This is a genomic window from Tenacibaculum bernardetii (assembly GCF_029125915.1).
Classification (GTDB): domain Bacteria; phylum Bacteroidota; class Bacteroidia; order Flavobacteriales; family Flavobacteriaceae; genus Polaribacter; species Polaribacter bernardetii.
In genome coordinates this window covers 51,596-75,547 of the sequence record NZ_JAQJCU010000010.1, presented here as the reverse complement: position 1 = coordinate 75,547, position 23,952 = coordinate 51,596, and the positions used below count along the sequence as shown (strand labels likewise).

General features: G+C 30.5%; 23 protein-coding genes. 14 read left to right on the top strand and 9 right to left on the bottom strand.

Features of this window, described 5'->3' with window-relative positions:
* Window positions 1-167: 167 nt before the first annotated feature.
* On the bottom strand, window positions 168-1,688 hold the full coding sequence (locus P2G10_RS09770; protein WP_275316376.1) for a PhoX family protein: 1,521 nt from the start codon (window positions 1,686-1,688) through the stop codon (window positions 168-170).
* Between the two features lie 186 nt (window positions 1,689-1,874).
* Window positions 1,875-2,345, bottom strand: a complete 471-nt coding sequence (locus P2G10_RS09765; protein WP_275316374.1) for a Dps family protein — start codon at window positions 2,343-2,345, stop codon at window positions 1,875-1,877.
* A gap of 116 nt (window positions 2,346-2,461) precedes the next feature.
* Here P2G10_RS09765 and P2G10_RS09760 point away from each other — a divergent pair, with 116 nt between their 5' ends.
* Window positions 2,462-3,403, top strand: coding sequence for a LysR family transcriptional regulator (locus P2G10_RS09760; RefSeq protein WP_218773281.1), 942 nt, complete (start codon window positions 2,462-2,464; stop codon window positions 3,401-3,403).
* Between the two features lie 35 nt (window positions 3,404-3,438).
* Here the strand turns inward: P2G10_RS09760 and P2G10_RS09755 are convergent, their stop codons facing one another.
* Window positions 3,439-5,331, bottom strand: a complete 1,893-nt coding sequence (locus tag P2G10_RS09755; protein ID WP_218773282.1) for a SulP family inorganic anion transporter — start codon at window positions 5,329-5,331, stop codon at window positions 3,439-3,441.
* A 145-nt stretch (window positions 5,332-5,476) separates the two neighbouring features.
* Here P2G10_RS09755 and pyrR point away from each other — a divergent pair, with 145 nt between their 5' ends.
* Genes pyrR through P2G10_RS09730 form a run of 5 tightly spaced genes read left to right on the top strand, consistent with a single transcriptional unit; the run spans window position 5,477 to window position 8,618 of the window.
* Window positions 5,477-6,034 (top strand): bifunctional pyr operon transcriptional regulator/uracil phosphoribosyltransferase PyrR, encoded by a 558-nt coding sequence (gene pyrR / locus P2G10_RS09750; protein WP_275316372.1) that lies wholly within the window; start codon window positions 5,477-5,479, stop codon window positions 6,032-6,034.
* Between the two features lie 24 nt (window positions 6,035-6,058).
* Window positions 6,059-6,991 carry an aspartate carbamoyltransferase catalytic subunit gene (locus tag P2G10_RS09745; protein ID WP_218773284.1) on the top strand — a complete coding sequence of 311 codons (933 nt, stop codon included), beginning with the start codon at window positions 6,059-6,061 and terminating at the stop codon, window positions 6,989-6,991.
* Window positions 6,992-6,993: 2 nt separating this feature from the next.
* On the top strand, window positions 6,994-7,326 hold the full coding sequence (locus P2G10_RS09740) for a hypothetical protein (RefSeq protein ID WP_275316370.1): 333 nt from the start codon (window positions 6,994-6,996) through the stop codon (window positions 7,324-7,326).
* 32 nt (window positions 7,327-7,358) lie between these two features.
* Window positions 7,359-7,676, top strand: a complete 318-nt coding sequence (locus tag P2G10_RS09735) for a T9SS type A sorting domain-containing protein (protein ID WP_218773286.1) — start codon at window positions 7,359-7,361, stop codon at window positions 7,674-7,676.
* The gene (locus P2G10_RS09730) at window positions 7,677-8,618 is read left to right on the top strand and encodes a ribonuclease Z (protein ID WP_275316367.1); all 942 of its coding nucleotides are present in this window, start codon (window positions 7,677-7,679) and stop codon (window positions 8,616-8,618) included. It begins immediately after the preceding gene.
* Here P2G10_RS09730 and P2G10_RS09725 read toward each other — a convergent pair.
* Window positions 8,615-8,977: a CoA-binding protein gene (locus tag P2G10_RS09725; RefSeq protein WP_218773288.1), complete on the bottom strand. Its 363-nt coding sequence runs from the start codon at window positions 8,975-8,977 to the stop codon at window positions 8,615-8,617. The two genes, P2G10_RS09730 and P2G10_RS09725, sit on opposite strands and share 4 nt — an antisense overlap.
* A 374-nt stretch (window positions 8,978-9,351) precedes the next feature.
* Entirely contained in the window at window positions 9,352-10,359 is a 1,008-nt protein-coding gene (locus P2G10_RS09720) for a 3-oxoacyl-ACP synthase III family protein (RefSeq protein WP_275316365.1), read from the bottom strand.
* A 282-nt stretch (window positions 10,360-10,641) separates the two neighbouring features.
* Between P2G10_RS09720 and htpG the strand changes: the two genes are divergently transcribed.
* The 4 genes from htpG (at window position 10,642) to P2G10_RS09700 (ending at window position 15,547) form a co-directional block, all read left to right on the top strand.
* Window positions 10,642-12,555, top strand: a complete 1,914-nt coding sequence (htpG, locus tag P2G10_RS09715) for a molecular chaperone HtpG (RefSeq protein WP_275316363.1) — start codon at window positions 10,642-10,644, stop codon at window positions 12,553-12,555.
* A 208-nt stretch (window positions 12,556-12,763) separates the two neighbouring features.
* Window positions 12,764-13,120 carry a VF530 family protein gene (locus P2G10_RS09710; RefSeq protein ID WP_338056314.1) on the top strand — a complete coding sequence of 119 codons (357 nt, stop codon included), beginning with the start codon at window positions 12,764-12,766 and terminating at the stop codon, window positions 13,118-13,120.
* 124 nt (window positions 13,121-13,244) lie between these two features.
* Entirely contained in the window at window positions 13,245-13,655 is a 411-nt protein-coding gene (locus tag P2G10_RS09705) for a GNAT family N-acetyltransferase (RefSeq protein ID WP_255554341.1), read from the top strand.
* 101 nt (window positions 13,656-13,756) lie between these two features.
* Window positions 13,757-15,547: a DUF885 domain-containing protein gene (locus P2G10_RS09700; RefSeq protein ID WP_275316361.1), complete on the top strand. Its 1,791-nt coding sequence runs from the start codon at window positions 13,757-13,759 to the stop codon at window positions 15,545-15,547.
* A gap of 69 nt (window positions 15,548-15,616) precedes the next feature.
* Here the strand turns inward: P2G10_RS09700 and P2G10_RS09695 are convergent, their stop codons facing one another.
* Together P2G10_RS09695 and P2G10_RS09690 are read right to left on the bottom strand one after the other, a co-directional pair.
* Window positions 15,617-16,024, bottom strand: a complete 408-nt coding sequence (locus P2G10_RS09695) for a hypothetical protein (RefSeq protein ID WP_275316359.1) — start codon at window positions 16,022-16,024, stop codon at window positions 15,617-15,619.
* On the bottom strand, window positions 16,011-16,595 hold the full coding sequence (locus P2G10_RS09690) for an RNA polymerase sigma factor (RefSeq protein WP_275316357.1): 585 nt from the start codon (window positions 16,593-16,595) through the stop codon (window positions 16,011-16,013). The genes P2G10_RS09695 and P2G10_RS09690 overlap by 14 nt, the downstream gene beginning before the upstream one ends.
* 138 nt (window positions 16,596-16,733) lie before the next feature.
* Here P2G10_RS09690 and P2G10_RS09685 point away from each other — a divergent pair, with 138 nt between their 5' ends.
* The 4 genes from P2G10_RS09685 (at window position 16,734) to P2G10_RS09670 (ending at window position 19,913) form a co-directional block, all read left to right on the top strand.
* On the top strand, window positions 16,734-17,081 hold the full coding sequence (locus P2G10_RS09685; RefSeq protein WP_275316355.1) for a DUF6249 domain-containing protein: 348 nt from the start codon (window positions 16,734-16,736) through the stop codon (window positions 17,079-17,081).
* 95 nt (window positions 17,082-17,176) lie between these two features.
* On the top strand, window positions 17,177-18,502 hold the full coding sequence (locus P2G10_RS09680; protein WP_275316354.1) for a M28 family metallopeptidase: 1,326 nt from the start codon (window positions 17,177-17,179) through the stop codon (window positions 18,500-18,502).
* A gap of 86 nt (window positions 18,503-18,588) precedes the next feature.
* The gene (locus P2G10_RS09675) at window positions 18,589-19,116 is read left to right on the top strand and encodes an RNA polymerase sigma factor (protein WP_275316352.1); all 528 of its coding nucleotides are present in this window, start codon (window positions 18,589-18,591) and stop codon (window positions 19,114-19,116) included.
* Window positions 19,116-19,913, top strand: coding sequence for an anti-sigma factor (locus P2G10_RS09670; protein ID WP_218773297.1), 798 nt, complete (start codon window positions 19,116-19,118; stop codon window positions 19,911-19,913). The genes P2G10_RS09675 and P2G10_RS09670 overlap by 1 nt, the downstream gene beginning before the upstream one ends.
* 434 nt (window positions 19,914-20,347) lie before the next feature.
* Here P2G10_RS09670 and P2G10_RS09665 read toward each other — a convergent pair whose 3' ends face one another.
* Complete coding sequence (locus P2G10_RS09665) at window positions 20,348-22,576, bottom strand: TonB-dependent receptor (RefSeq protein WP_338056313.1); 2,229 nt, start codon at window positions 22,574-22,576, stop codon at window positions 20,348-20,350.
* Between the two features lie 16 nt (window positions 22,577-22,592).
* The gene (locus P2G10_RS09660; protein WP_275316349.1) at window positions 22,593-23,888 is read right to left on the bottom strand and encodes a tetratricopeptide repeat protein; all 1,296 of its coding nucleotides are present in this window, start codon (window positions 23,886-23,888) and stop codon (window positions 22,593-22,595) included.
* Window positions 23,889-23,952: the final 64 nt, after the last annotated feature.

The following is a 23,952-nucleotide window of genomic DNA, read 5'->3' as shown; positions in this document are numbered from 1 at the left end:
AAATTGTTAATAGCATTAGATAGCTGGTTTAGGTATAATTTATTTACACTGCTAGAAATTACCGTAACAGATTTGTATTTCTCTGTTTTTTGATTGCACGATACTATTACAAGCAAAAGACATACACAAAGGTATGTCTTAGCTTGACTTAAGAAGTCTTTCATTTTTTATCTTTCTAAACCTGTAATTAAATGTAAAACAGAACCTTCTTTTCTATTTTCTAAATTAGGGTTTGCTTTTGGATCTGTGAATGATGTTCCATCTGCAGGCTCCCAACCATGATTTTGAGTCATTACTAAAAATGAGTTCTTACCATTATTTACAATATCAGTTACATCAATCATTCCAGTAATTTCCCAATTTCTTGAAGTTGTTCCGTATCCTAAAGAAGCTGCTCTTTCTTGATCACACTCTAACACGGTTTTTATATCTCCGGTTGTTAAATTGTATTGGTATAATTTAGAATATCCTATAATATTTGGATTTACAGATGCGTATCCGTTAGGATCTTCTTGAATATAAGCATAGTTTTCGGTAACTAAAATATTATCAGGCGAGTGAAATCCGTCAGCTTTTCCTCCTACAATATCTCCATCTAACACACAGGTAATTTTTGCGTTTCCTGTTGGATCTGTATCATTTAAAACTACTTTATAAACACGACCTAAAATAGAGCCTTTACCTACTAAACCTGGTTTATTACGACCTGTTACGGCAAAATAAATCTCTCTATTATTTGCTGCTGAACCTCTTCTCCAATCAATATCTTCTAATCTAGAGAATCCCATAACATCTTTTGTTTTACATTCTGTATCTAAGGCATTAATTTCTTTTTCTTCAAGTTCTACAAACTCAACATCATATTCCGTTCCTTCGGCCATATCTACTTCATAAGTAACACCTGGAGAGGTTACTTTTAAACCATATAATTTACCTCCATTTAAATCTCCTCTATCACCAACATACATTCCTAATTGACCCGATGGCACATTATTATCCGAATTATCATCTCCAATAAAAGCAACTGTTTTACCTGAATAAGCATCTTTACCAATTACAACAGCATTCTCTGTAGACCATTGCCCAAATGCTGGTAACATATTCCCTGCACTTGCATCTGTAGGTGATTTATAAGGATCTGTTACAAAAACACCTTTTGATGCTCCACCCCATTCACCACCTGATAAATACAAAGGTCCAAAACCATGCTCTTCTGGAGAAATCATAGAACCAGAACATTGCGCTGTTTCTCCGGTTGCACTTGCATTTAAAATATACTCTCCTGATAATGGTTTTAAATTTTCATTTAGTTTAATTCTAGCAATGGCATAATCTGCTTCTATATTATTAATTAACGTAAATGTTCCATCTGATTCTGGCAATAATCCTGCACCATCTGCCATAGATCCATAAACAAAATCAGGCGAGTTTGGTATCACATCTTCTGATGATAATATTGGTGTTATTTTTAAGCCTACAAACTCACCTCTTACTTTTAAAAAATTAGGAGTTTTAGAAGTATTTAAGGAAGCGGTTGCATCACTACCATTATTACCATCTGCTCCATTACTCCCATCAACTCCATCTATACCGTTTGCTCCGTCAACACCATCCTGACATGCAGTAAATGTAGTTAAACCAATAAAGGCAGTTAATAATGTTAATACGCTTAATTTTAGGTTTTTCATTTTAATATTTTTTAGTTTTTTTAATTCCTCAAATTAAAGGCGCGTTTGTAAAACTTATATCAATGCTATTTTAATAACACATCATTAAAATGTAAATTTTATTAAGAGAACTTAAACAAATAGAATTATTCTAAATAAAAAGGTGCGCTAAATTAGCGCACCTTTTTATTCTTAAATTAACTAGGCTTATCCTAACCAAGCATTTAACATCCATATTGTTTTTTCTTGCTCAGCAATAAAGTCACTCATCATCGAGTTAGTTCCTTCATCATCTGCTTTATCAGATAGGTCTAAAATTTCTCTTTCTATTTTTAATAATTCAGCTAAAGATTCAACCACTAATTGAACCGCATCAACATCTTTACTTACATTTTTTCCTACCGGCACTTTTGCTGCTTTTATATAATCATCAAATGTATGTAATGGTGTTCCTTGTAATGTTAAAATTCTTTCAGCAATTAAATCTACCTTTAATTGAGAGTCTGTATAAAACTCCTCGAACTTAACATGTAATTCAAAGAAGTTTTTCCCTTTGATATTCCAATGTAATCCTCTTACATTTTGATAATATATTTGAAAATTCGCTAATAAAGTATTTAATTCCTTTACTAAAGCTATCGATTTGTTCTTATCTAATCCTAAAACAGTTGTGTTCATTGTATTTATATTTTTAATTGTTCTTATTTCTATACCTCAAAATTAGACATAAATAAATCCCAAAAACTATAACTGTTATTGATAGTTTTAATATCTTTATCAAAAAATTTGATACAATGACAATCACACAGTTAAAATATACGCTGGCTGTAGCTGAATATAAAAATTTTACAGTAGCTGCCGAGCATTGTTTTGTTACGCAACCTACCTTAAGTATGCAAATACAAAAGCTAGAAGACGAGTTAGATGCTAAAATATTTAACCGCTCTAAAAAACCTATCGAATTAACCGAGGTTGGTAAAAAAATTATTGAACAAGCTAAGGTTATTGTTGATGAAAGCAATCGTATTGTAGATATTGTTCATCAACAAAAAGGATTTGTAGGTGGTGAATTTAAACTTGGTATTATACCAACGGTTATGCCAACTCTACTACCAATGTTTTTAAAGACATTTAGTAAAAGCTATCCGAAGGTTCAATTAATTATTGAAGAATTAACTACTGAAGAAATTGTTAGAAAATTAACCGATGGTCATATCGATGCTGCTTTGGCCGCAACTCCACTAGAAAATGAAGCTATAAAAGAGCGTGTTTTATACTACGAACCTTTTGTTGGTTTAATACCTAATGAGCATAGATTGTACGATCAAAAAAAGATAAAAGTTGAAGATTTAGAGCTTGATGATATTTTATTACTAGAAGATGGTCATTGCTTTAAAAACAGTATTATAAACTTATGTAGAGCTAATAAGAAAAATACAGCGCACCATTTTCAGTTAGAAAGCGGAAGTTTCGATACGCTTATAAAACTATCTAAAGATGGTTTAGGAATGACCTTATTACCATACTTAAATACACTTGACTTAAATGATAAGGACAAACTACATTTAAGAGAATTTGAAACACCTCCTCCTGCAAGGGAAGTAAGTTTAATTTATCATAAATCGCAACTTAAAATGCAATTAATAGAAGCTTTAAAAAGCACTATAGATGGTGTAATAAGAGGTGCTATTGCTTTTAGTGATGTTGATATTATTAGCCCGATAAATAAAAACTAGTTCAAAAAAAATCCCGCAATTTCGGGATTTTTTATTTAGAATTTATATTCTGATAAAGGTTTCGGAAAATCTTCTGGATTCGCCGCTAAATGATAACGAGGATCCTCAACACCTTCTTCTATAACTCCTGTAAAAATAGGGCTCGCTTTATAAAGCAATATCTTACAATCTTCACTTAAATGTTTTAAAGTAACTTTTTTGCCTGCCGCTTGATACTTTTCAACCAAACCAAAAATAGCTTCAATTGCCGAATGATCTGAAACTCTAGATTCAACAAAATCAATTTCTATTTTCTCAGGATCATTTTTAATATCAAATTTACCGTTAAAAGCTGTAATACTTCCAAAGAATAAAGGTCCCCATATTTCGTACACTTTTGTTCCGTCTGCTTTCATTCTTTTTCTAGCTCTAATTTTCTTAGCACTTGTCCAGGCAAAAGATAAAGCTGATATAATTACCCCTACAAAAACAGCTATTGCTAAATCGAAAAATACCGTAACTGCAGATACGATTACCAATACAAATGCATCTGAAACCGGAATTTTTTTCATAATTCTAAAGCTAGACCATGCGAAAGTTTCAATAACCATCATAAACATTACTCCTACTAAAGCTGCAATTGGCACTTGCTCTATATATTTATCAGCAAATAAAATAAAGGTCAATAAGGTTAATGACATCATTACTCCTGATAATCTTCCTCTACCACCAGCGTTGATATTAATAACTGTTTGACCAATCATACCACAACCTCCAGTTCCACCAAATACACCACTTACAATATTTCCTGCTCCTTGTGCAACACATTCTTTATTTCCGTTACCTCTACTATCTGTTAACTCATCTACTAAGTTCATAGTCATTAAAGTTTCTATCAAACCAACAGATGCTGCTAAAAAGGCATAAGGTGCTATAAATTTAAGCGTATCTAAATTAAAAGGAAGGTTACTCCAAAGTTCTAATAGATTTAGTTTTTTTGATATTTCATCAATACCATTTAAACCGGCGCCACCACCATCTCTAATAAAATCACCAACATTAATAGAACTTAAACCACTAAAGATTGATATTAATGTAACAATTAAAATTGCCGTTAATGCTGCTGGTATTTTAGTCGTTAGTTTTGGTAATCCCCATACAATAAGCATCGTTAATAAAACGAGCCCAATCATTGTATAAAGTTTTTCTCCTTGCATGGTTGATTTTACAACTCCGCTGTCTTTTACAGAATAAAACCCTTCTTCTGATACATTAAAAACAACCTTTTTTGTTTTGGTATCAAAAACCTGACCTTCTGAAATGAAAAAAGCTTGTTCGTTTGTATTATTATTTTTTACTGAATTTCCATCAATAGTAAATAAAATAGTATCGGAATTTAAATCCTTAACTTGATTATCTGTTACATTATAAACCAACTCTTTCGATTCGGTTTTACGCATATTTTGTCCGAAAAAATCTTTTTTATTTTCAGTAAACATTCCCAATTGCGCCATAAAAATAACAATTGCCAATCCGTTTACAAATCCCATCATTACAGAATGCGGAATTAAACGTACAAATTTACCAAGTTTAAAAACTCCTGCTAGTACCTGTATGACTCCCATTAAAACCACTGCTGCTAGCAAATAAAAGTATCCCATATTTTCTACAGGGTTATCAAATAAAAGACCTTTTGCATGTCCTTCTTGTATCATCGTTACAAAAATAACTGCTACAGCTCCTGCTGCACCAGAAATAAGTCCTGGTCTACCACCAAAAATGGCAGAGATTATTCCTACCACAAATGCACCAAATAATGCTACTATTGGACTAATTTGGGCAACAAATGCAAAAGCTACCACTTCTGGTATCATTGCTAAAGAAACTGTTATACCTGCTAAGGTATCGTCTTTAATGTTAAGTTTCTTATTCTTAAGGTATTTCATCATAATATTTTCGGCTATTGTAAAAGTTGGCAAATGTAAAGATAATTTTATTCATATAGTTTTATGTTTCATCAAGTTTAATTTTGTTCGCTGTTTTTTTTACTTTATTTTTGAACAATGAACTATCATACCAATTTGATAGCAAAACATGAGCAGAAAAACACTACTTACTTCAAAAGAAATTGAAATTATTCTGCATCGATTAGCCTGTCAGTTAATCGAAAACCACAACGACTTTTCTAATACCGTTTTGATAGGTCTACAACCTAGAGGTACTTTTTTAGCAAAACGATTAACAAAATTATTAACCGAAGAATACAATATTAAAGACCTTAAACTAGGTTTGTTAGATATTACTTTTTATCGTGATGATTTTCGTAGAAGAAATGCGCCATTAGAAGCAACCTCTACTCAAATTGATTTTTTAATTGAAGATAAAAAAGTAGTTATTATTGATGATGTATTATATTCTGGTAGAAGTGTACGAAGTGCTTTAACAGCTATTCAATCATACGGAAGACCAGCAAATATTGAATTATTAGTATTAATTGATCGTCGTTTTAGTCGCCATTTACCAATTCAACCTAATTATAGAGGTAGACAAGTAGATGCTATTAATGAAGAAAAAGTTGTTGTTAATTGGCAAGAGACTCACAAAAAAGATACAATATATCTAGAAACCAAGCCTACTAAGCTTGATGATTAGTTATGATTATAAAAACAAACTAAGATGAAGCAGTTAAGTGTTGAAAATTTATTAGGTATAAAATACCTAAACAAAACTGATTTAGAGCTTATTTTTGAAACTGCTTCTCATTTTAAAGAAGTTATAAATAGACCCATTAAAAAAGTTCCTTCTCTTCGAGATATTACAATTGCTAATTTATTTTTTGAAAATAGTACACGTACAAAATTATCTTTCGAATTAGCTGAAAAACGTTTATCTGCAGATGTAATTAATTTTTCTGCAGCGCAATCATCTGTAAAAAAAGGAGAAACTCTAATAGATACTGTTAACAATATATTAGCCATGAAAGTTGATATTGTTGTAATGCGTCATGCAAGTGTTGGCGCTGGTATTTTTTTATCAAGGCATGTAGATGCCAAAATTATTAATGCTGGTGACGGAACTCACGAACATCCAACACAAGCTTTGTTAGATAGTTTTTCTATGCGAGAAGCTTTAAACAGTAATCTAAAAGGTAAAAAAATCGTAATCGTTGGTGATGTTTTACACTCGCGAGTAGCACTTTCTAATATATTTGCATTGCAATTACAAGGCGCTAAGGTTAAAGTTTGTGGACCAACTACTTTAATTCCTAAATATATTTCTAGCTTAGGTGTTCAGGTTGAAACAAACTTAAAAAAAGCCCTAGAATGGTGTGATGTAGCCAATGTTTTACGCGTACAACATGAACGAATGGATATTAAATATTTTCCATCAACAAGAGAGTACACACAACTTTTTGGTATCAATAAAGAAATACTAAACAGCCTTAATAAAGAAATTGTAATTATGCATCCAGGACCTATAAATCGTGGTGTAGAATTAACAAGTGATGTTGCCGATAGTAACCAATCTATTATATTAAATCAAGTAGAAAACGGAGTTGCAGTACGTATGGCCGTTATATATTTATTAGCGCAACAAATAAAAAGATAAGAATGAAAATAGAAGATAAAATTAATTATACTTTAATTAATTCTGACGAGAACACTTTTATAGAATTCTTCTCTGAGTTTAAAAAACAACATATTAAATACGGGGAAAAACACCTTATTATTCAAATTTCGGATAATTTTAGCATTACTAGAGAAAATATTTTGCTATTTTTGGTATTCGCTGATGAACATCAAAAAAATGGTACATCTTTTGTAATAGTACTAAAGGATGTAAATATTGATGATTATCCAGAAACATTTAACATTGTGCCTACATTAATTGAAGCCGAAGATGTTATTGAAATGGAAAATATACAACGCGATTTAGGTTTTTAACCTTATATTTATTGCCCCCTAAATGAATACATATGGTAAAAAAAGTACTCTTTCTATTCTTATTAGTGACATTATCTAGTTTTTCTCAGCAAAAATCTATAGATAAATTAGTTGCTTCACCAAATCCTTTTATTAACAACACTACTATTTTTGTTAATTCTAAAGTAAATCAAACTGTAATTTTAACTATTAGAAATGTACTAGGTAAAACTGTGTATTCGAAAGAAATTAAAGTTCGTAACGGGCGTAATTCTATTCCCTTTCAACGTAATGATTTAAAATCAGGTATGTACATATATGCAATTCAAAGTAACAAAGAAGTAATTTCTAAACGCTTTGTAATTAAATAAATGAGTTTAAATTTAACTATTTTAGGTTGTCATTCTGCTACTCCGAGAGTAAATGCACACCCTACATCCCAATATTTAGAAATTAACAATCGTCATTTTTTAATCGATTGTGGTGAAGGTACACAAAGACAAATGCGAAAATATAAAGTTGGTTTTTCTAAAATCAACCATATTTTTATATCTCACTTACACGGTGATCATTTTTTCGGCCTTATAGGCCTTATTTCTACTTTTGGTATTTTAAACCGAGAGAAAGACCTGCATATTTATGGTCCAAAAGGAATCAAAGAAGTTACTACGCTTCAGTTAAAGCTATCTAAATCTTGGACAAAATATCATATTCATTTTCACGAATTGGTATCTAATGAAAGTGAATTAATTTTTGAAGATGATAAGGTTTCTGTACACACTATTCCTTTAGATCACAGAGTTTATACTAACGGATTTTTGTTCCGAGAAAAAGAAAAACCAAGAAAATTACACATAGGTAAAATAGAGGAGTACAAGGAAATAGACACTTGTGATTATCATAATATTAAGGCAGGAAAAGATTTTGTGTTATCTACGGGTAAAATCATTCCAAATTCAGAATTAACGTTAAATCCTCCTAAATCCAAAAGCTTTGCTTTTTGTAGTGATACTGTTTACAAACCAAACATAGTTCCTATTATTAAAAATGTTGATTTACTATATCATGAAGCTACATTTTTAAAAAACAGAGAAGATCTGTGCGAAAGAACCAAGCATTCTACTGCAGAGCAAGCTGCTTCTATAGCCAATCAAGCAAATGCTACTAAGTTGATTGTTGGCCATTATTCTAGTAGATACCAAAACATAGAAGACTTTAAAAAAGAGGCGCAAACCATTTTTAAAAATGTAGAATTAGCCGAAGCTGGTAAGTTATATTCTACAAATACGGCTCCTGTTTCAATTTTAAATTAATACTGATTGGTTGATAATAAAACCAATGTACAAGCTACTTCCGATTTAATTTCGTTTTCTTTTAAAAGTTTATAAAATTCAGTATTCTCAGTACCTGGATTAAAAATAACTCTACGTGGTTTTAGAGATACTATATATTCATAATATTCTTTCTGCCTTTCTGAATTTAAATATAATGTAACAGTGTCTATCGCTTTAAATGGTACTTTTTCTGTTTCTACAGCAACACCGATTACACTGCCACTTCTTAAACCAATTGCTGATGTTTTTATTCCTTTATCAGCCAATCTTTTAATAGCAATATTTGAATATCTCGTAGGATTTAAAGAAGCTCCGATAACTAATGTATGTTGTTTCATAAATGTTGAAGATTAGTTTAAATTAATTTTAAGGCAAGGAAAAAAATAAGGAATTGTATATCTATTAAGACATTTATATGATTGAAAAACAAAAAAACTATTACTTATCTTTATTATATAATAATACAATTTATTTACCTAAATTCAAAGTAATTTACCTAAACCAAGTGTTATTTCGGGTAATAAAACCGATTTTATGCCAAATGAACCATTTTCATGTAATAACTCTTCCTCTAAAATTTTGAATAGCAGTATTACTAATTATAATAGTTTTTTAACTAAACAAAGAAGCTCATAAAAGTAAAAACATTATTTATAACAAAAAAACCGAAGCTACTAACTTCGGTTTTCTTATTATAAATAATTAGTTAATATTACCAACGGATCACTACCGATCCCCAAGTAAATCCACTACCAAAGGCAGCCAATACAACTAAATCATTTTCTTTAATCTTTCCTAACTCCCAAGCTTCAGTTAAGGCAATAATAACAGATGCAGCAGTTGTATTACCATACTTCATAATATTATTATGTACTTTATCGTCACTCAATTGAAACTTCTTTTGAATGAACTGAGCGATACGTAAGTTTGCTTGATGCGGAATTAACATATCAATATCTTCTTTCTTTAATCCGTTTGCTTCTAAACCTTCAATAATAGCTTCAGAAAAACGACCTACAGCATGTTTAAATACAAATTGACCATTCATGTGCGGATAGTAAGAAACATCTTCAGGATCATTTGCTTCTATTATTTCAGGTACCCATCTACTAGTAGAAGGTCCCATTAATGCTAATTCTTCTGCATGTTTACCTTCAGAATGTAAGTGAGAAGATAAAATTCCTTTTCCTTCCTCTTCCCTTCTAGACATTACTGCTGCTCCGGCTCCATCACCAAAAATTACAGTAACTCCTCTACCTCTTGTAGATTTTTCTAAACCTCCTGAATGATTCTCTGCACCAATTACAAGAATGTTTTTATACATTCCTGTTTTTATAAACTGATCGGCAACAGACATTGCATAAATAAAACCAGAACATTGGTTACGCACATCTAACGCACCAATAGTTGGCATATCTAACATATTTTGTATTTGTACTCCCCCACCAGGAAAATACATATCAGGACTTAAAGTTGCAAAAATGATAAAATCGATGTCATCTTTAGTCAACCCAGCTCTTTCAATTGCAATTCTAGAAGCTTTTGCTCCCATAACAGCAGTCGTATCTCCTGTTTTTGGGTCTATCCAACGACGCTCTTTAATACCTGTTCTTTCCTGGATCCATTCATCCGAAGTATCCATAAACTCTTTTAAGTCATTATTAGTAACCACATTATCTGGCACATAATAACCTAATCCTGTTATTTTTGAATTATACATATGCTATGTTATTCTTTTTGTTGTTTGTTTATTTGTAGCTTGTAAAAATAGTAATTTTTACTTTGATATAAAACTACCTTAAAAGATAGTCATTATTAACACAAAAATGCCATATTGTCACAAAACTTATTTTGGTATTTTTTTTGACTACTACTCTATAGAAAACGAACTGTTGGTTCGAGTGTATTTAATTTCTTATCAGATTTTAAAAGAAATTTAAATAAGTATCGAGAACACCTCGACTGCGCTCGATGAGACACAAATCAAACAAAATATATAATTATGAGCAAAGGAAGTATTAATGTGTCGGTAGAAAATATATTTCCACTGATTAAAAAATTCTTGTATTCTGATCACGAAATCTTTTTACGTGAGTTAATATCTAACGGAACAGATGCAACAACTAAATTAAAGCATTTAATTGCAATCGGTGAGGCAAAAACCGAATTAGGTGATGCTAAAATCGAAATAAGTATTGATAAAGAAGCAAAAACCATTACGATTAAAGATCAAGGTTTAGGTATGACTGCTGATGAAGTAGAAAAATACATCAATCAAATCGCCTTTTCTGGAGCTGAAGAATTTTTAAATAAATATGAAGATGGTAAAAACGAAACTGGTGTAATTGGACACTTTGGTTTAGGTTTTTACTCTGCTTTTATGGTTGCTGAAAAAGTTGAGTTAATTACTAAATCATTTAAAGATGCCCCTGCTGCTCATTGGACATGTGATGGCTCTCCTGAATTTACTTTAGAAGCTCACGATAAAACTGATAGAGGAACTGAAATTATTTTACATGTTGCTGAAGATTCTTTAGAATTTTTAGAAGAGGCTAAAATTGGTGGTTTACTTAACAAATACAATCGTTTTAACCAAGTGCCAATTAAATTTGGAACGAAACAAGTTAACGATCCTGATTTTACTCCACAAACAACAACCGATGCTGAAGGTAAAGAAACTACTGAGCCTCACAAACAAATTGAGGTTGACAACATCATCAATAACACAAACCCTGCTTGGACGAAAGCTCCTGCAGATTTAAATGATGAAGATTATACAAACTTCTATAGAGAATTGTATCCAATGCAATTTGAAGAGTCTTTATTTCATATTCACTTAAATGTTGATTATCCGTTTAACTTAACAGGAATTTTATTCTTCCCTAAGTTAACACAGAACTTAGATATGCAAAAGGATAAAATCCAATTGTATCAAAACCAAGTGTATGTAACGGATAATGTTGAAGGAATTGTACCTGACTTTTTACAGATGCTAAAAGGTGTTATTGACTCACCAGATATTCCATTAAACGTTTCTCGTTCTGGCCTACAAGCAGACGGAGCAGTGAAGAAAATTTCTGGTTACATTACTAAAAAAGTAGGTGATAAATTAGCTTCTTTATATAAAAAAGATCGTGCTGATTTTGAGCAAAAATGGAACGATATTAAAGTAATTATCGAATACGGAATGTTATCAGAAGATAAATTCTTTGATAAAGCTAAGAAATTTGCTTTATACCCAACAGTTGCAGATACTTTTTTCACTTTTGATGAATTAATTGAGAAGACAAAAGATGCTCAAACTGACAAAGATGGTAATCACATAATCTTATACACTTCAAATAAAGAAGCACAACACAGTTATATTCAGGATGCAACTGCAAAAGGATATGAGGTAGTGGTTTTAGACTCTCCTATTGTATCTCACTTAATGCAAAAACTAGAAACATCAGGTGAATCTAAAGTTCAGTTTACAAGGGTAGATTCTGATTTTATTGATAATTTAATCAAAAAAGACGAAGCTGTTATCTCTAAATTAACTGATGAAGAAAAAGAAACGTTAAAACCAGTTATTGAAGGTGTAATTGCATCTCAAACATATACTGTTCAATTAGAATCTATGGATTCCTCTTCTTCTCCTTTCTTAATCACTGTACCAGAGTTTATGCGTCGTATGAAAGAAATGCAAGCTTCTGGTGGTGGAGGTGGAATGATGGGAATGGGTAATTTACCTGAAATGTATAACTTAGTTGTAAATACAAATCACCCATTAGTTTCTGAAATCTTAAATGCAGATGAAGACAAGAAAAAAGGATTAATTACGCAAGCTTTCGATTTAGCTAAGTTATCTCAAAACCTTTTACATGGTGAAGATTTAACCAACTTTATTAAGCGTTCTTACGAATTAATTAAGTAAAATTTATAGTTACATATAACCTTAATATCAGTCGAGTATTTTATTTTGAAGCTTTTGCTAAAAATAAAATGTATCGAGAACATAACAGCCTCTTTGTTTACTCAAAGAGGTTTTTTTTGTAAATCTTCTTAAAAATTCTACTAAACTAGTTTAATTACTAATACAAGTTTCTATTTTTGTAGTTCAGTATTAAGATAAAACAACAGTGATGGATACAGAAAGCAATCCAATTAATAAAGCAACACTATCTGAAGAGCTTATAAATACCCATTTTAAGCCAAAAACTAACGAGCAATTAAATATAGAAAATCCTAACAGGCAAAACAGAAGACAGGCTACTGAAGAGCAACTCAACAATCCGTTACATGGTGTTAAACTTGCGCAAATTCTAGAACGTTTAGTTGATCATTATGGTTGGAAATATTTGGCTGAACGTGTAAATATTCGTTGTTTTAAACACGATCCTACCATGAAATCGAGTTTAGGGTTTTTAAGAAAAACTCGCTGGGCTCGTAAACATGTTGAAGATGTTTATTTAGATATGTTAGAAGAACAACAGCAATAATATAATTTAAAAAATAGAAATCATTAAAATAACAAAAGCAAACACCGCACAAGCAAAACTTTTTTCTAAAATTAGTGTTCCTTCTTTTTTAACTGCACATGGTCATTCTGCTCCGCCTAAAGACATGGATGCTTATGTAGCTAACAACTTTAAAGAAAGTGATTTTATAAAAGAACTAGAGACTGCAGAAAATGAATATTATTTGTTAGAGTATGAAAGCAAAACTGCAGGCTATTCTAAAATAATCTTCAATAAAACCTGTGAAGATGTTGTTGCTAAAAACATCACTTATATGAGTAGGCTTTATTTACTTGAGGAATTTTATGGTTTAGGACTCGGTAAAAAATTATTTGATTTTAATGTAGCCTTATGCAAGGAAAATAATCAAACAGGAATTTGGTTAAACGTATGGGTAGAAAACAAAAAAGCGATTCAGTTTTATGAAAAAGTAGGATTTAAAATAATAGGAAAAACTGATTTTCAAATATCTGCAACACACTCAAACCCGAATCATATTATGTATTTAGAGTTTTAAACTCCAGCCAATTTATTTATAACAACTCTCATAAACATATGTTATTTTGCTAACTTTTTTTATTAAGTATATTTGTTCACAATCAAAAAAAACAACTATTTATGAAAAAGGTTCTTTTAACAATCTTAATTGTTACTACTTTACTTGCTTCTTGTAAACAAAATAAAAAAGACTCAGTTACAATCCCTGTTAAAGAAAACAGCGCTTTTAATACCTTATTAAAAGAGTACAATGAAGGAAAACTAGAATTAAAACCAATCGATGCTACTTTTGCTGGTGACAATCGTTTTAATGATCAGTTTCCGAATACCTTATCTGAAAATCACCAAACAAAAACCACTGTTTTTTATCAAAAGTACAAATCTAAACTAGTAAGTTTTAAAGACAATTCTTTAACTAAAAGTCAGCAAATGAGTAAAGCTGTTTTAGATTGGGATTGCGACATGACCTTAGCTCAAAATAGTTTTAAAAATGATGCTTTAATGCCTATTAATCAAATGTGGACTATCAATTTAACGATGGGGCAATTAGGTAGTGGTAGCAGCGCACAACCTTTTGATACAGCCAAAGATTACGAGAACTGGCTAAGTAGGCTAAATGGTTTTCATGAGTGGTTGCAAACTGCTATAAAAAATATGCAACAAGGAATTAAAGAGGGTTATGTTTTACCTAAATCATTGATTAAAAAAGTGATTCCGCAGTTTAAATCATTAGCAGAAACTAAAATTGAAGCGCATTTATTTTATACACCAATTAAAAATTTTCCACCAAAATTTTCTGAAGCGGATAAAAAAATGTTAAAAAAAGCATATATAAATACTCTTGAAAACAAATTGATTCCTGTTTTTAAAAAAATGCATACTTTTTTAGCTACAGATTATTTAGAAGCAGGTAGAGCAAGTAGCGGAATTTCTGAAATACCAAACGGAATTGCTTACTATCAACATGCTATAAAAAACTATACAACTACAAAAATGACCCCTGATGAAATTCATAACTTAGGTTTAACTGAAGTTGCAAGGATTTTATCTGAAATGGAAAAAGCAAAAAAACAAGTTGGTTTTAAAGGGACTTTAAAGGAGTTTTTTAACGATGTTCGTGAAAACAAAGCCTTAATGCCTTATAACACACCAAAGCAAATTATTGCTAATTTTAATGCGATTCATAATAAAATGAAACCGCAATTAGAAAAACTATTTGGTAATAAGCCTAAAACAGCCTTTATCGTAAAACAAACCGAAAAATTTAGAGAAGCTTCTGCGAGTGCAGAATATAACCCAGGTTCTTTAGACGGAACACGTCCTGGTGTTTTTTATACACCGATTCCGGATGCTACAAAATACAATGTATTTTCTGATGAAGCATTATTTTTACATGAAGCGATTCCGGGGCATCATTATCAAATTTCGTTGACACAAGAAAATAAAGATTTACCAGATTTTAGAAAAACATTATGGTATAGCGCTTATGGAGAAGGTTGGGCTTTATATACTGAAAACTTAGGAAAAGAGTTAGGTTTATACACCGATCCTTATCAATATTTCGGAATGTTAGGAATGGAAATGCACAGAGCCATTCGTTTGGTTGTTGATACAGGAATGCACGCAAAAGGTTGGAGTCGTGAAAAAGCGATTCAATATTCATTAGATAACGAAGCTGAGGGCGAAGCAAGTATTATATCTGAAATTGAGCGTTATATGGCTAACCCGGGGCAAGCATTGTCCTACAAAATCGGACAGTTAAAAATACGCGAGTTACGTGCCAAAGCTAAAAAAAAGTTAGGAACTTCATTTGATATTAAAGAATTTCATAATCAGGTTTTAGAAACAGGCTGTATTCCTTTAGCTTTATTAGAAAGTAAAATTAACACTTGGATTGCTAAAAGTAAGTAGTTTTTAGCACATTAAAATAAATCATAAAAAATCCGCTTTGAAAAACTCAAAGCGGATTTTTTATGCTAATTACAATTCTTTGGTAAAATAATTTTTAAGCATATAAACTTGTCCAAAAAACATTATCGTAAAAAAGAAACAAGCATATAACATTGTATTAGAAACGGTAAGACCTTCAAATAAGTTTGGCATCTGTACTTCTGATAAAAAACCTAAATTAATTTCAGGCATTTTAATCGATTTTAATGAGCTTCCCCTTGATACATATAAAATACTTGCCGTTAAAACACCTACAAGAACAATCCATATTTTAGTTGAAATTAAAGGTTTAGATTTATAAACCTCTATGTTTTCTTTTTGCAATATTGTATCCATCAAATTAGTTGTAAAATTTACAGACGGACGCTCTATTTCTATTTCTTTTATGTACTTTTTAGTAAAAGCATCAAGATTTTTTATGTCTTTATTTTCTCCCATAATGATTAATTAATTCGGGTTCTACTTTCTTTTCTACTATATTTAATAAACTTTTTCTAGCTCTGTGTAATTTTACTTTTACGTTTGCTTCCGAAAAATCTGTTACTTCAATAATTTCTTTTAAACTTAATTCATCAAAATAAAACATCCATAAAATAGCTCTTTCATCTTCAGGTAAACTTAGCATACAGCTATTTATTACCTCTGCTCGTTCTTTTCGTTCAATTCCCTCTAAAATACCTTCTGTAGACTCTATTTTATTGATAGTAACCTCATCTATTATATCAATATTGTATTTACCTTTATTCTTCTTTAAATTATCTAAAGAAGTTCTATATCCTATTTTATAAAGCCAAGTAGAAAATTTTGAATCTCCTTTAAACTTATTTAAATTTTTATAGGCTTTAATAAACGTATCCTGAGAAATCTCTTCGGCCTCTTCTCTATTCTTTACCATTTTTAAAGCCAAAGTAAACACCATATTCTTATACCTATCTACTAAGGTAGAAAATGCATTGGCATCACCCTTTAATACTTTATCAATATATGTTTGGTCGTTTTTAGTAGTCATTTTATTCTTTGACAGTATATTCTTTTAAAAGGTTACATAAATTTTTAAAAAAAATTTTTTATTTTTTCTGTAACCTTTTTTTTAATAACACGGTCATACTTGCAAACACATTAAAAATAATCATTTAAAATTAAAAATATGGAAGTAGCAGTTGTATTTATGTTCTTATTCGCAATAATATTCGGAATCTTTTATTTATTCTATTCAACACGTAATAAAGAACGTTTGGCTTTAATAGAAAAAGGTGTAGATGCCAAAATTTTTATGCAAGGAGAACGAAAAAAATCAACATTAACAGGTCGAATCATCATTTTAAACTTAGCCTTATTATTAATGGGTATTGGCTTAGGTATTTTCTTAGGATTAATAATAGATACTTACACATCTATTAATGAAGACGCTGTTTATCCTGCAATGATTTTTCTTATGGCAGGTGTAGGTTTATTTGCTGGCTTTAACATTACTAAAAAATTAGATAACGAGTAAACCTATATAATATCTTATATTTTTTTAAGAGAATGAAACAATGTTTCATTCTCTTTTTTCTTTTTGTAATTTAGTAACCTAAACTTTTATATGAAATGAAAAAACTAACATTCTTCTTTTTTATAATTACCTCAAAATTAATAGCACAAACAGATGCTAAAATTTACGATATTATAAATACTATTTCTTCGGATAGCATAAAAGCAAATATCAAAACACTTACAGAGTTTGGTACAAGAAATACTTTTTCTGATACCATTTCTAACACGCGTGGTATTGGCGCAGCAAGACGTTGGGTAAAATCTGAATTCGATAAAATATCTACCGATTGTAACAATTGCATAAACACAATGTATCAGAAAGATTTCGTTACCAAAGAAGGCAATAGAAGAGTTCCTCATGATGCTTGGATTGTAAATGTTGTAGCGATACAAAAAGGAACCAAATATCCTAACAGATATGTTATTATGAGCGGTGATATTGATTCGCGCGCAAGTAATACAATGGATTTTACAACCGATGCTCCTGGTGCAAACGACAACGCATCTGGTATGGCTGGTACAATTGAAGCTGCTAGAGTTTTAAGTAAATATCAATTTGAAAGTAGTATTGTGTATGTTGGTCTTTCTGGTGAAGAACAAGGCCTTTTTGGTGGTGCAGGATTGGCTAAATATGCTAAAAAGCAAGGTTGGGATATTATTGGTGTTTTAAATAATGATATGATTGGTAATATTACCGGTGTGGATGGCGTAATTGACAATCGTAGTTTTAGAATTTTTTCTGAACCAGTACCTGCTAATGAAACCGAAAGGCAACGAAAAATGCGTCGTTTTTATGGTGGTGAGGTTGATGGTATTTCGCGTCAATTAGCTAGATATATTCATAAAACAACAAAAACCTATATGCCCGAAATGAATCCGATGATGATTTATAGATTAGATCGTTTTGGTCGTGGCGGGCATCACAGGCCTTTTAATGATTTAGGTTTTGCAGGAATTAGAATTATGGAAGCTCATGAAAACTACACACAACAACACCAAGATATAAGAACCGAAAAAGGCATAGAATATGGCGATACTTTTAAACATGTAAACTTTGGTTACGCAAAAAAACTAACCGCAGTAAACGCAATTACAATGGCTAATTTAGCGTTGGCTCCACCTAGCCCGAAGGAAGTTGCTATAGGCGGAATAGTGGAAGCTTCTGCAAAATTAAAATGGAATAAAGTTAAGGGTGCTAAAGGTTATAAAATTTATTGGAGAGACACCACATCTCCTACTTGGGATAATGCTAGATATTTAGAGACTACTGAATTTACTTTAGACGGAATTGTAATTGATAACTTCTTCTTCGGTGTAGCATCTGTAGGACAAAACGGGCATGAAAGCGTTGTTGTTTTTCCTAATAAAATTATGCGATAATATTTAAAAAACTATATCGTTATTAAATAAGTTATAGATAATAATTAAATTTAAGTACCTTAGAAAACTCTTAAAAAAACAACAAAATGCAATTAGAAGAACTTGTTATAAAATTTAAAGAAAAGGATGTAAAGGCTTTTGAAAAACTGCATCAAATGTATAATAAAAGTGTAGAAGGTGTTATTTTTAATATTGTAAGAGATAGAGAAATTGCTGAAGAAGTAACACAAGATGTTTTTATTAAAGCTTGGAATAATGTAGATTCTTATTCACAAAAAAAAGGACGTTTCTTTACATGGATTATCAATATTGCTCGTAATGCCGCGATTGATAAAACGCGATCTAAAAATTTTAAGAACAGTTCTAAAAACCTTGACGCTCAAATTTTCGTAGATATATTAGAGACTTACGATAGTTTAGACTCAAGAACTGATACCATTGGTATTAAAAAATTTGTTAACAAGTTAAAAGACACTTGTGTTAAGGTAATTGAATTACTTTATTTTAAGGGTTTTACGCAAAAAGAAGTTTCAGAGAGCTTAGACATGCCTTTAGGAACCGTTAAAACGAGAAACAGAAATTGTATTAATGAATTAAGAATAATGCTTAAATAATGGAAGCAAAAAAACACATAGAATCTGGTATATTAGAACTTTATATTGCTGGTGCTCTTTCTGAAAAAGAAAATGAGCAAGTATATAAACTAATAATGGAGCATCCAGAAATTTTAAAGGAAGTAAGAGAAATAGAGAAATCAATTTCTTCTCTTACAGCCCATGTCGCTCCGAAAGAAACTAAGAACTCTTTTAAAGACATTTTAATTAAAATGTTACAAGAAAAAGAGCGCACAACCAAAGTTATTCCGCTAAATACTTCGAAAAATAATTGGCTTACTTATGCTGGTTGGGCAGCAACTTTAATTATTGGTAGCACTTTACTTTTATCAATAAACAAAAACAATAATTTACAGGCTGAATTAGATACAATTAATCAAGCAAAAGATCAGTTTGAAATTCAATTAGAAAAATCTAATACGTATTTAGCGCAAAATGAAAGCTTATTAAAAGTAATAAGAGATAAAGATATTGTTACTGTGCCTTTACAAGGGCAAAAAGTACTTCCTGAAGCATATGCAAAGGTTTACTGGAACAAAAACACAAAAAACATTTACTTAGATGTACAAGGATTACCAGATCCTCCTAAAGGAAAAGTATATCAAGTATGGTCTTTAAAACTTGATCCTTTATCTCCTACTAGTTTAGGAACTATAGATAATTTTACAGCTAGTAAAAACAAAGTGTTTACAATAAGCAATCCTAATGAATCTCAAGCATTTGGTATTACATTAGAACCTGCAGGTGGTAGTATATCTCCTAATTTAGAGCAATTATATACGCTAGGAGCTGTTTAATTAATCTTTACATACATCATAAATATAGCCGCTTAAAAGCGGCTATATTTATTTACAACAAACTTATGTACATTAAAGTAATACCCTGCTTATATAGCTTAATTATAGAGACAGTAATGTATATAACTCCATATTTGCCTTCACTTAATTGTATTTAATTACACAACGACTATCTTTCCTTTTAGTATTCTGTTGATTTCTTCTAGTATTACATCGTTTTATTATAGTCTAAAAACCTTTATTTACTAATATAGGCTATGAACTTAAGATGTTTTTGGGCTACTTAAAATATTAATAATTGTTAAAACAATACACTAGTTATATACTTCATAAAATGAACATAGCCGCTTAAAGCGGCTATGTTTTGTTATCACTAATCCTTCTAAAAAAAAATGATAACAGCTAATAATTGTCCCCCCGAACAACTATATGTTTTAAAATGAATATCTTATTGATGCCTTTACTGAAAAAGGTGTCCCAGGTGTAAAATGAATTTCTTCTACTGAATTAGGTTCGTTCTGTAATCTAGATTCTGTTGCAAACTGCGTCTCGTTCCAGGCTACATTAAATAAATTTTCGACAGACAAACCAAGCGTTATATCATTCATCTTATAACTAATATTTGCATCGGTAACAAAATAACCTTCTGCTACAATCGAATTATCTTCATTTGCAGGTCTATCTCCTAAATATCTATAATCGATACCTCCAGAAAAATTATTAAAATTATTTACTGATAATCCTCCTGTAACTGTTACAATTGGGGCTAATGGTATATGATCTTCACCTGATGATGTTCCTAAGCTTTTTGCATTAGTCAATGTAGCATCACTATTTAAATACAACCATTCGTTTATTTGGTATCTAAACCCTAAGTCTAATCCAAAACGTTCTGTTTTTCCTGAAGGTTCTATAATACCCGCATCACCAACATACACCAATTCATCTTCAGATAATAAAAACCATAAGGCGGTGTTTATTGCTACTTTTGATGTAGGTTTCCATACATTTCCTATATCTAAACCGTATGCTCTTGGTAATGTTTTTCTATTTGGTTGTCTAGCTACTACCCTAGTATCATTTGTATGAAACCCAATTCCTGATTTTAAAAACCACTGAGTTTTAGCATTGGGAGTATACGTTATACTTACTTTAGGATTTACAATTACTTTTGATTTTGAAAATGTTTTATATTCATCTAACAAATAATCATTGTATGAAAAATTTAAATAATCTAAACGCAAAGCAGGTGCTATTGTAAACTTACCTAATTCAAATTCACTATTTAAAAAAGAATAATAATTTGTTTGATGCACTGCTCCTAACTGAATTTCATCTAAAACTTGTTTTCTTTGTAAGGTGTGTGACAGCTCTAAATTATTAATTATATCTGCTCTTAAACCTGTTCCGAAAGTTACAGTTACAGGTGTGTTAGAAAGCTTTGTTTTCTTTTTAAACTGTGTATTAAATCCATAAATATCTCTATTTTCTGTTTGTTTAATTTGATCACCGTTTATAGGATCATCTAAGAAAAAAGTAAAGTTAGAAAATAGGTTAAAATTATAGTTTGAATAGAAAACGTTAGAAATAACATTTACATCGTTTTTTAAAACTTTAGAATGTTCTAAATTAATATTTGTTCTAGAAGTTGTTCCTCCTTCAGTATCATCGATACTTCCAAATCGAGTAATATTTCCATTAGCAACTTCTCTTACCGGAATTTGACCCGATGCATCCCATTTACTTGTAAAGTGCGATGCTGATAATGACAAACTGCTATTATCTTTTAAAAACGTTTTGTATTTAGAAAAAAGATTGATTCTGCTAAAATTCTGAGGAGATTCTACAAAACCATCAGTTGACAAATACTCTATCGCTACATAAGCGTTATCTGTACTGTTCTTATCTAAAAGGTTAAACATTCCTAATGTTCTAAAGGTATTAAACTGCCCTATTCCTACTTCTATTTGACTTTCATCTAAATACGACTTTGTTTTAAAATCTACATAACCGGCAGTATTAAAATCACCTTTACTAGCATAATATGGTCCTTTACCAAAGTTTATTTTTTCTATTGTTTCCGGAATTAAAAAATGTAAATCGCTATATCCTTGTCCGTGCGCATGAGAAACCATATTTACTGGTATTCCGTCTACAGATAATGCTAAATCGGTACCATGATCAATATCAAAACCTCTTAAAAATATTTGCTCTGCCTTTCCTCCTCCAGCATGCTGGCCTATAAAAAGGCCTGGTACTTTTTGTAAAATTTGTTGTGAAGAACTTACTGGTTTCTTATCTAAATCTATTCTAACAAAATTTTGCAAAGGGTCTTGCTTACTCGACAATGTCATTTCATCTAACATAAAACTCTTCATCGATAAGGTTATGACATTTGCTTTGTTAAAGTCTTTTTTGGTTAATTGTATTATTTTTTTTTCGTATCCTAAAAGACGAAACTCTACAAAATCTCCATCTTTCGCTTTATCAATCACAAATTTTCCATTTAATTCGGTATGCGTATGGCTATTACTAGTAACATTATAGACGTATACGTTCTCTAAAGGTTTGTTATTTTTATTCATTACTTTGCCAATAAACTCTTGTGAGAACATGTTAAAGCAACTTAAAAAAGTTACAAATAATAGTAGTTTAGTTTTCAAAATGATAGATTTTTAATTAGATATTTAAAATTTTCTTCTCCATCAAAGGTCCTAATTCAAAAGAACTTTCCAAAAGTTCTTTTCTTATTTTTTTTGCTTTTTCTTCTATACCATTTGCTTTATATATTTCTGCAATATGGTACTGAACTGATGGTTCGAAAGTTTTTCCTAATACACTATCATTTACAATTTGTAATGCCTTTTTATACTCTTTGTTTTTATAGTAATACCAAGCTAATAAATCATACGATTGCGGAGTTGGCCTACTATTTATTTCTTTTTTTATATAAGGGAATGCTTTTTCAGAATCATTAAATTCTTCAAGATATAATTTCGCTAAATGTTGATTATACATTACACCATATTGGACATTTTTTATACTTGATAAATAAAGATCTATATTATTCTTTTTAGATATAGAGTCATTTTGAAACTCTGCTATTTCAGACTTTAATAAAAAGTAATCTGGCGAAAAATGTTTATCACTTATAATATCTAAAATTCGCAATGCTTCTTTGGGGTTTCTATCATGCGAAAACACAATCCAAGCAATACCTTTTTTCGCATACGCGTTGTTATTATCTAACGCTAAACTCTTTAAATATAAATTGTAAGATTCTTTTATTTGACCATTATGACCATAAAAATCAGCTAAATTCGTATAACTCCATATTTTAAGAGCTTTATCATTAGCTTCTTCGGCTTTTTTCATTCCTTTTTCCATAAAACGAATTGCAGAAGTTAAATCTCCCTGATGATCATGCCATTTAGAAACTCTTATTAAATAATCAAAATCTGAATAATCTTCAATTTCAGACAAATATTTAGATGCTTTTTCTGTATCACCGAGTTCTAAGTAAACATCGAAAAGCATTTTATTAGTGCTATTTAAATTATCACCATTTATTGCTGCTTTTTTTAATAATTCTAACGACTCTTTAAATCTATGTTGTGATATGTAATTTCTTGCTAATGCTCGTAAACTCGATGAGTTACTAAAATTAGTTTTTATGTTTATTTGAAGCAATTTATTTTCTGCTTCTATTAGGTAAGAGATATTACCTTTTGATGAAAAAAGCATTGTGTTCGCACTTGCAATCTTTGTTAAATAAGGGTATTGGGAAGGTTGATTGTTTAATTTATTTTGCCAAAAATCAAGTTCTTTTTGGGCTAAAAAATCAGATACGTTTATTGTATTATTTAAAAAAACATTATAATCTAACTCTTTTGCTATGTTTACTTCTTTAGAAGTTGAGCAACTTACTAATATGCTTAAAATAGCGAACGAAAGAATTGTTTTTAATGTTTTCATAATCAAGAAGGATTAAATATCAATTTTTAAAAAACTGGCTGCCAATTAATCAGCAACCAATTTT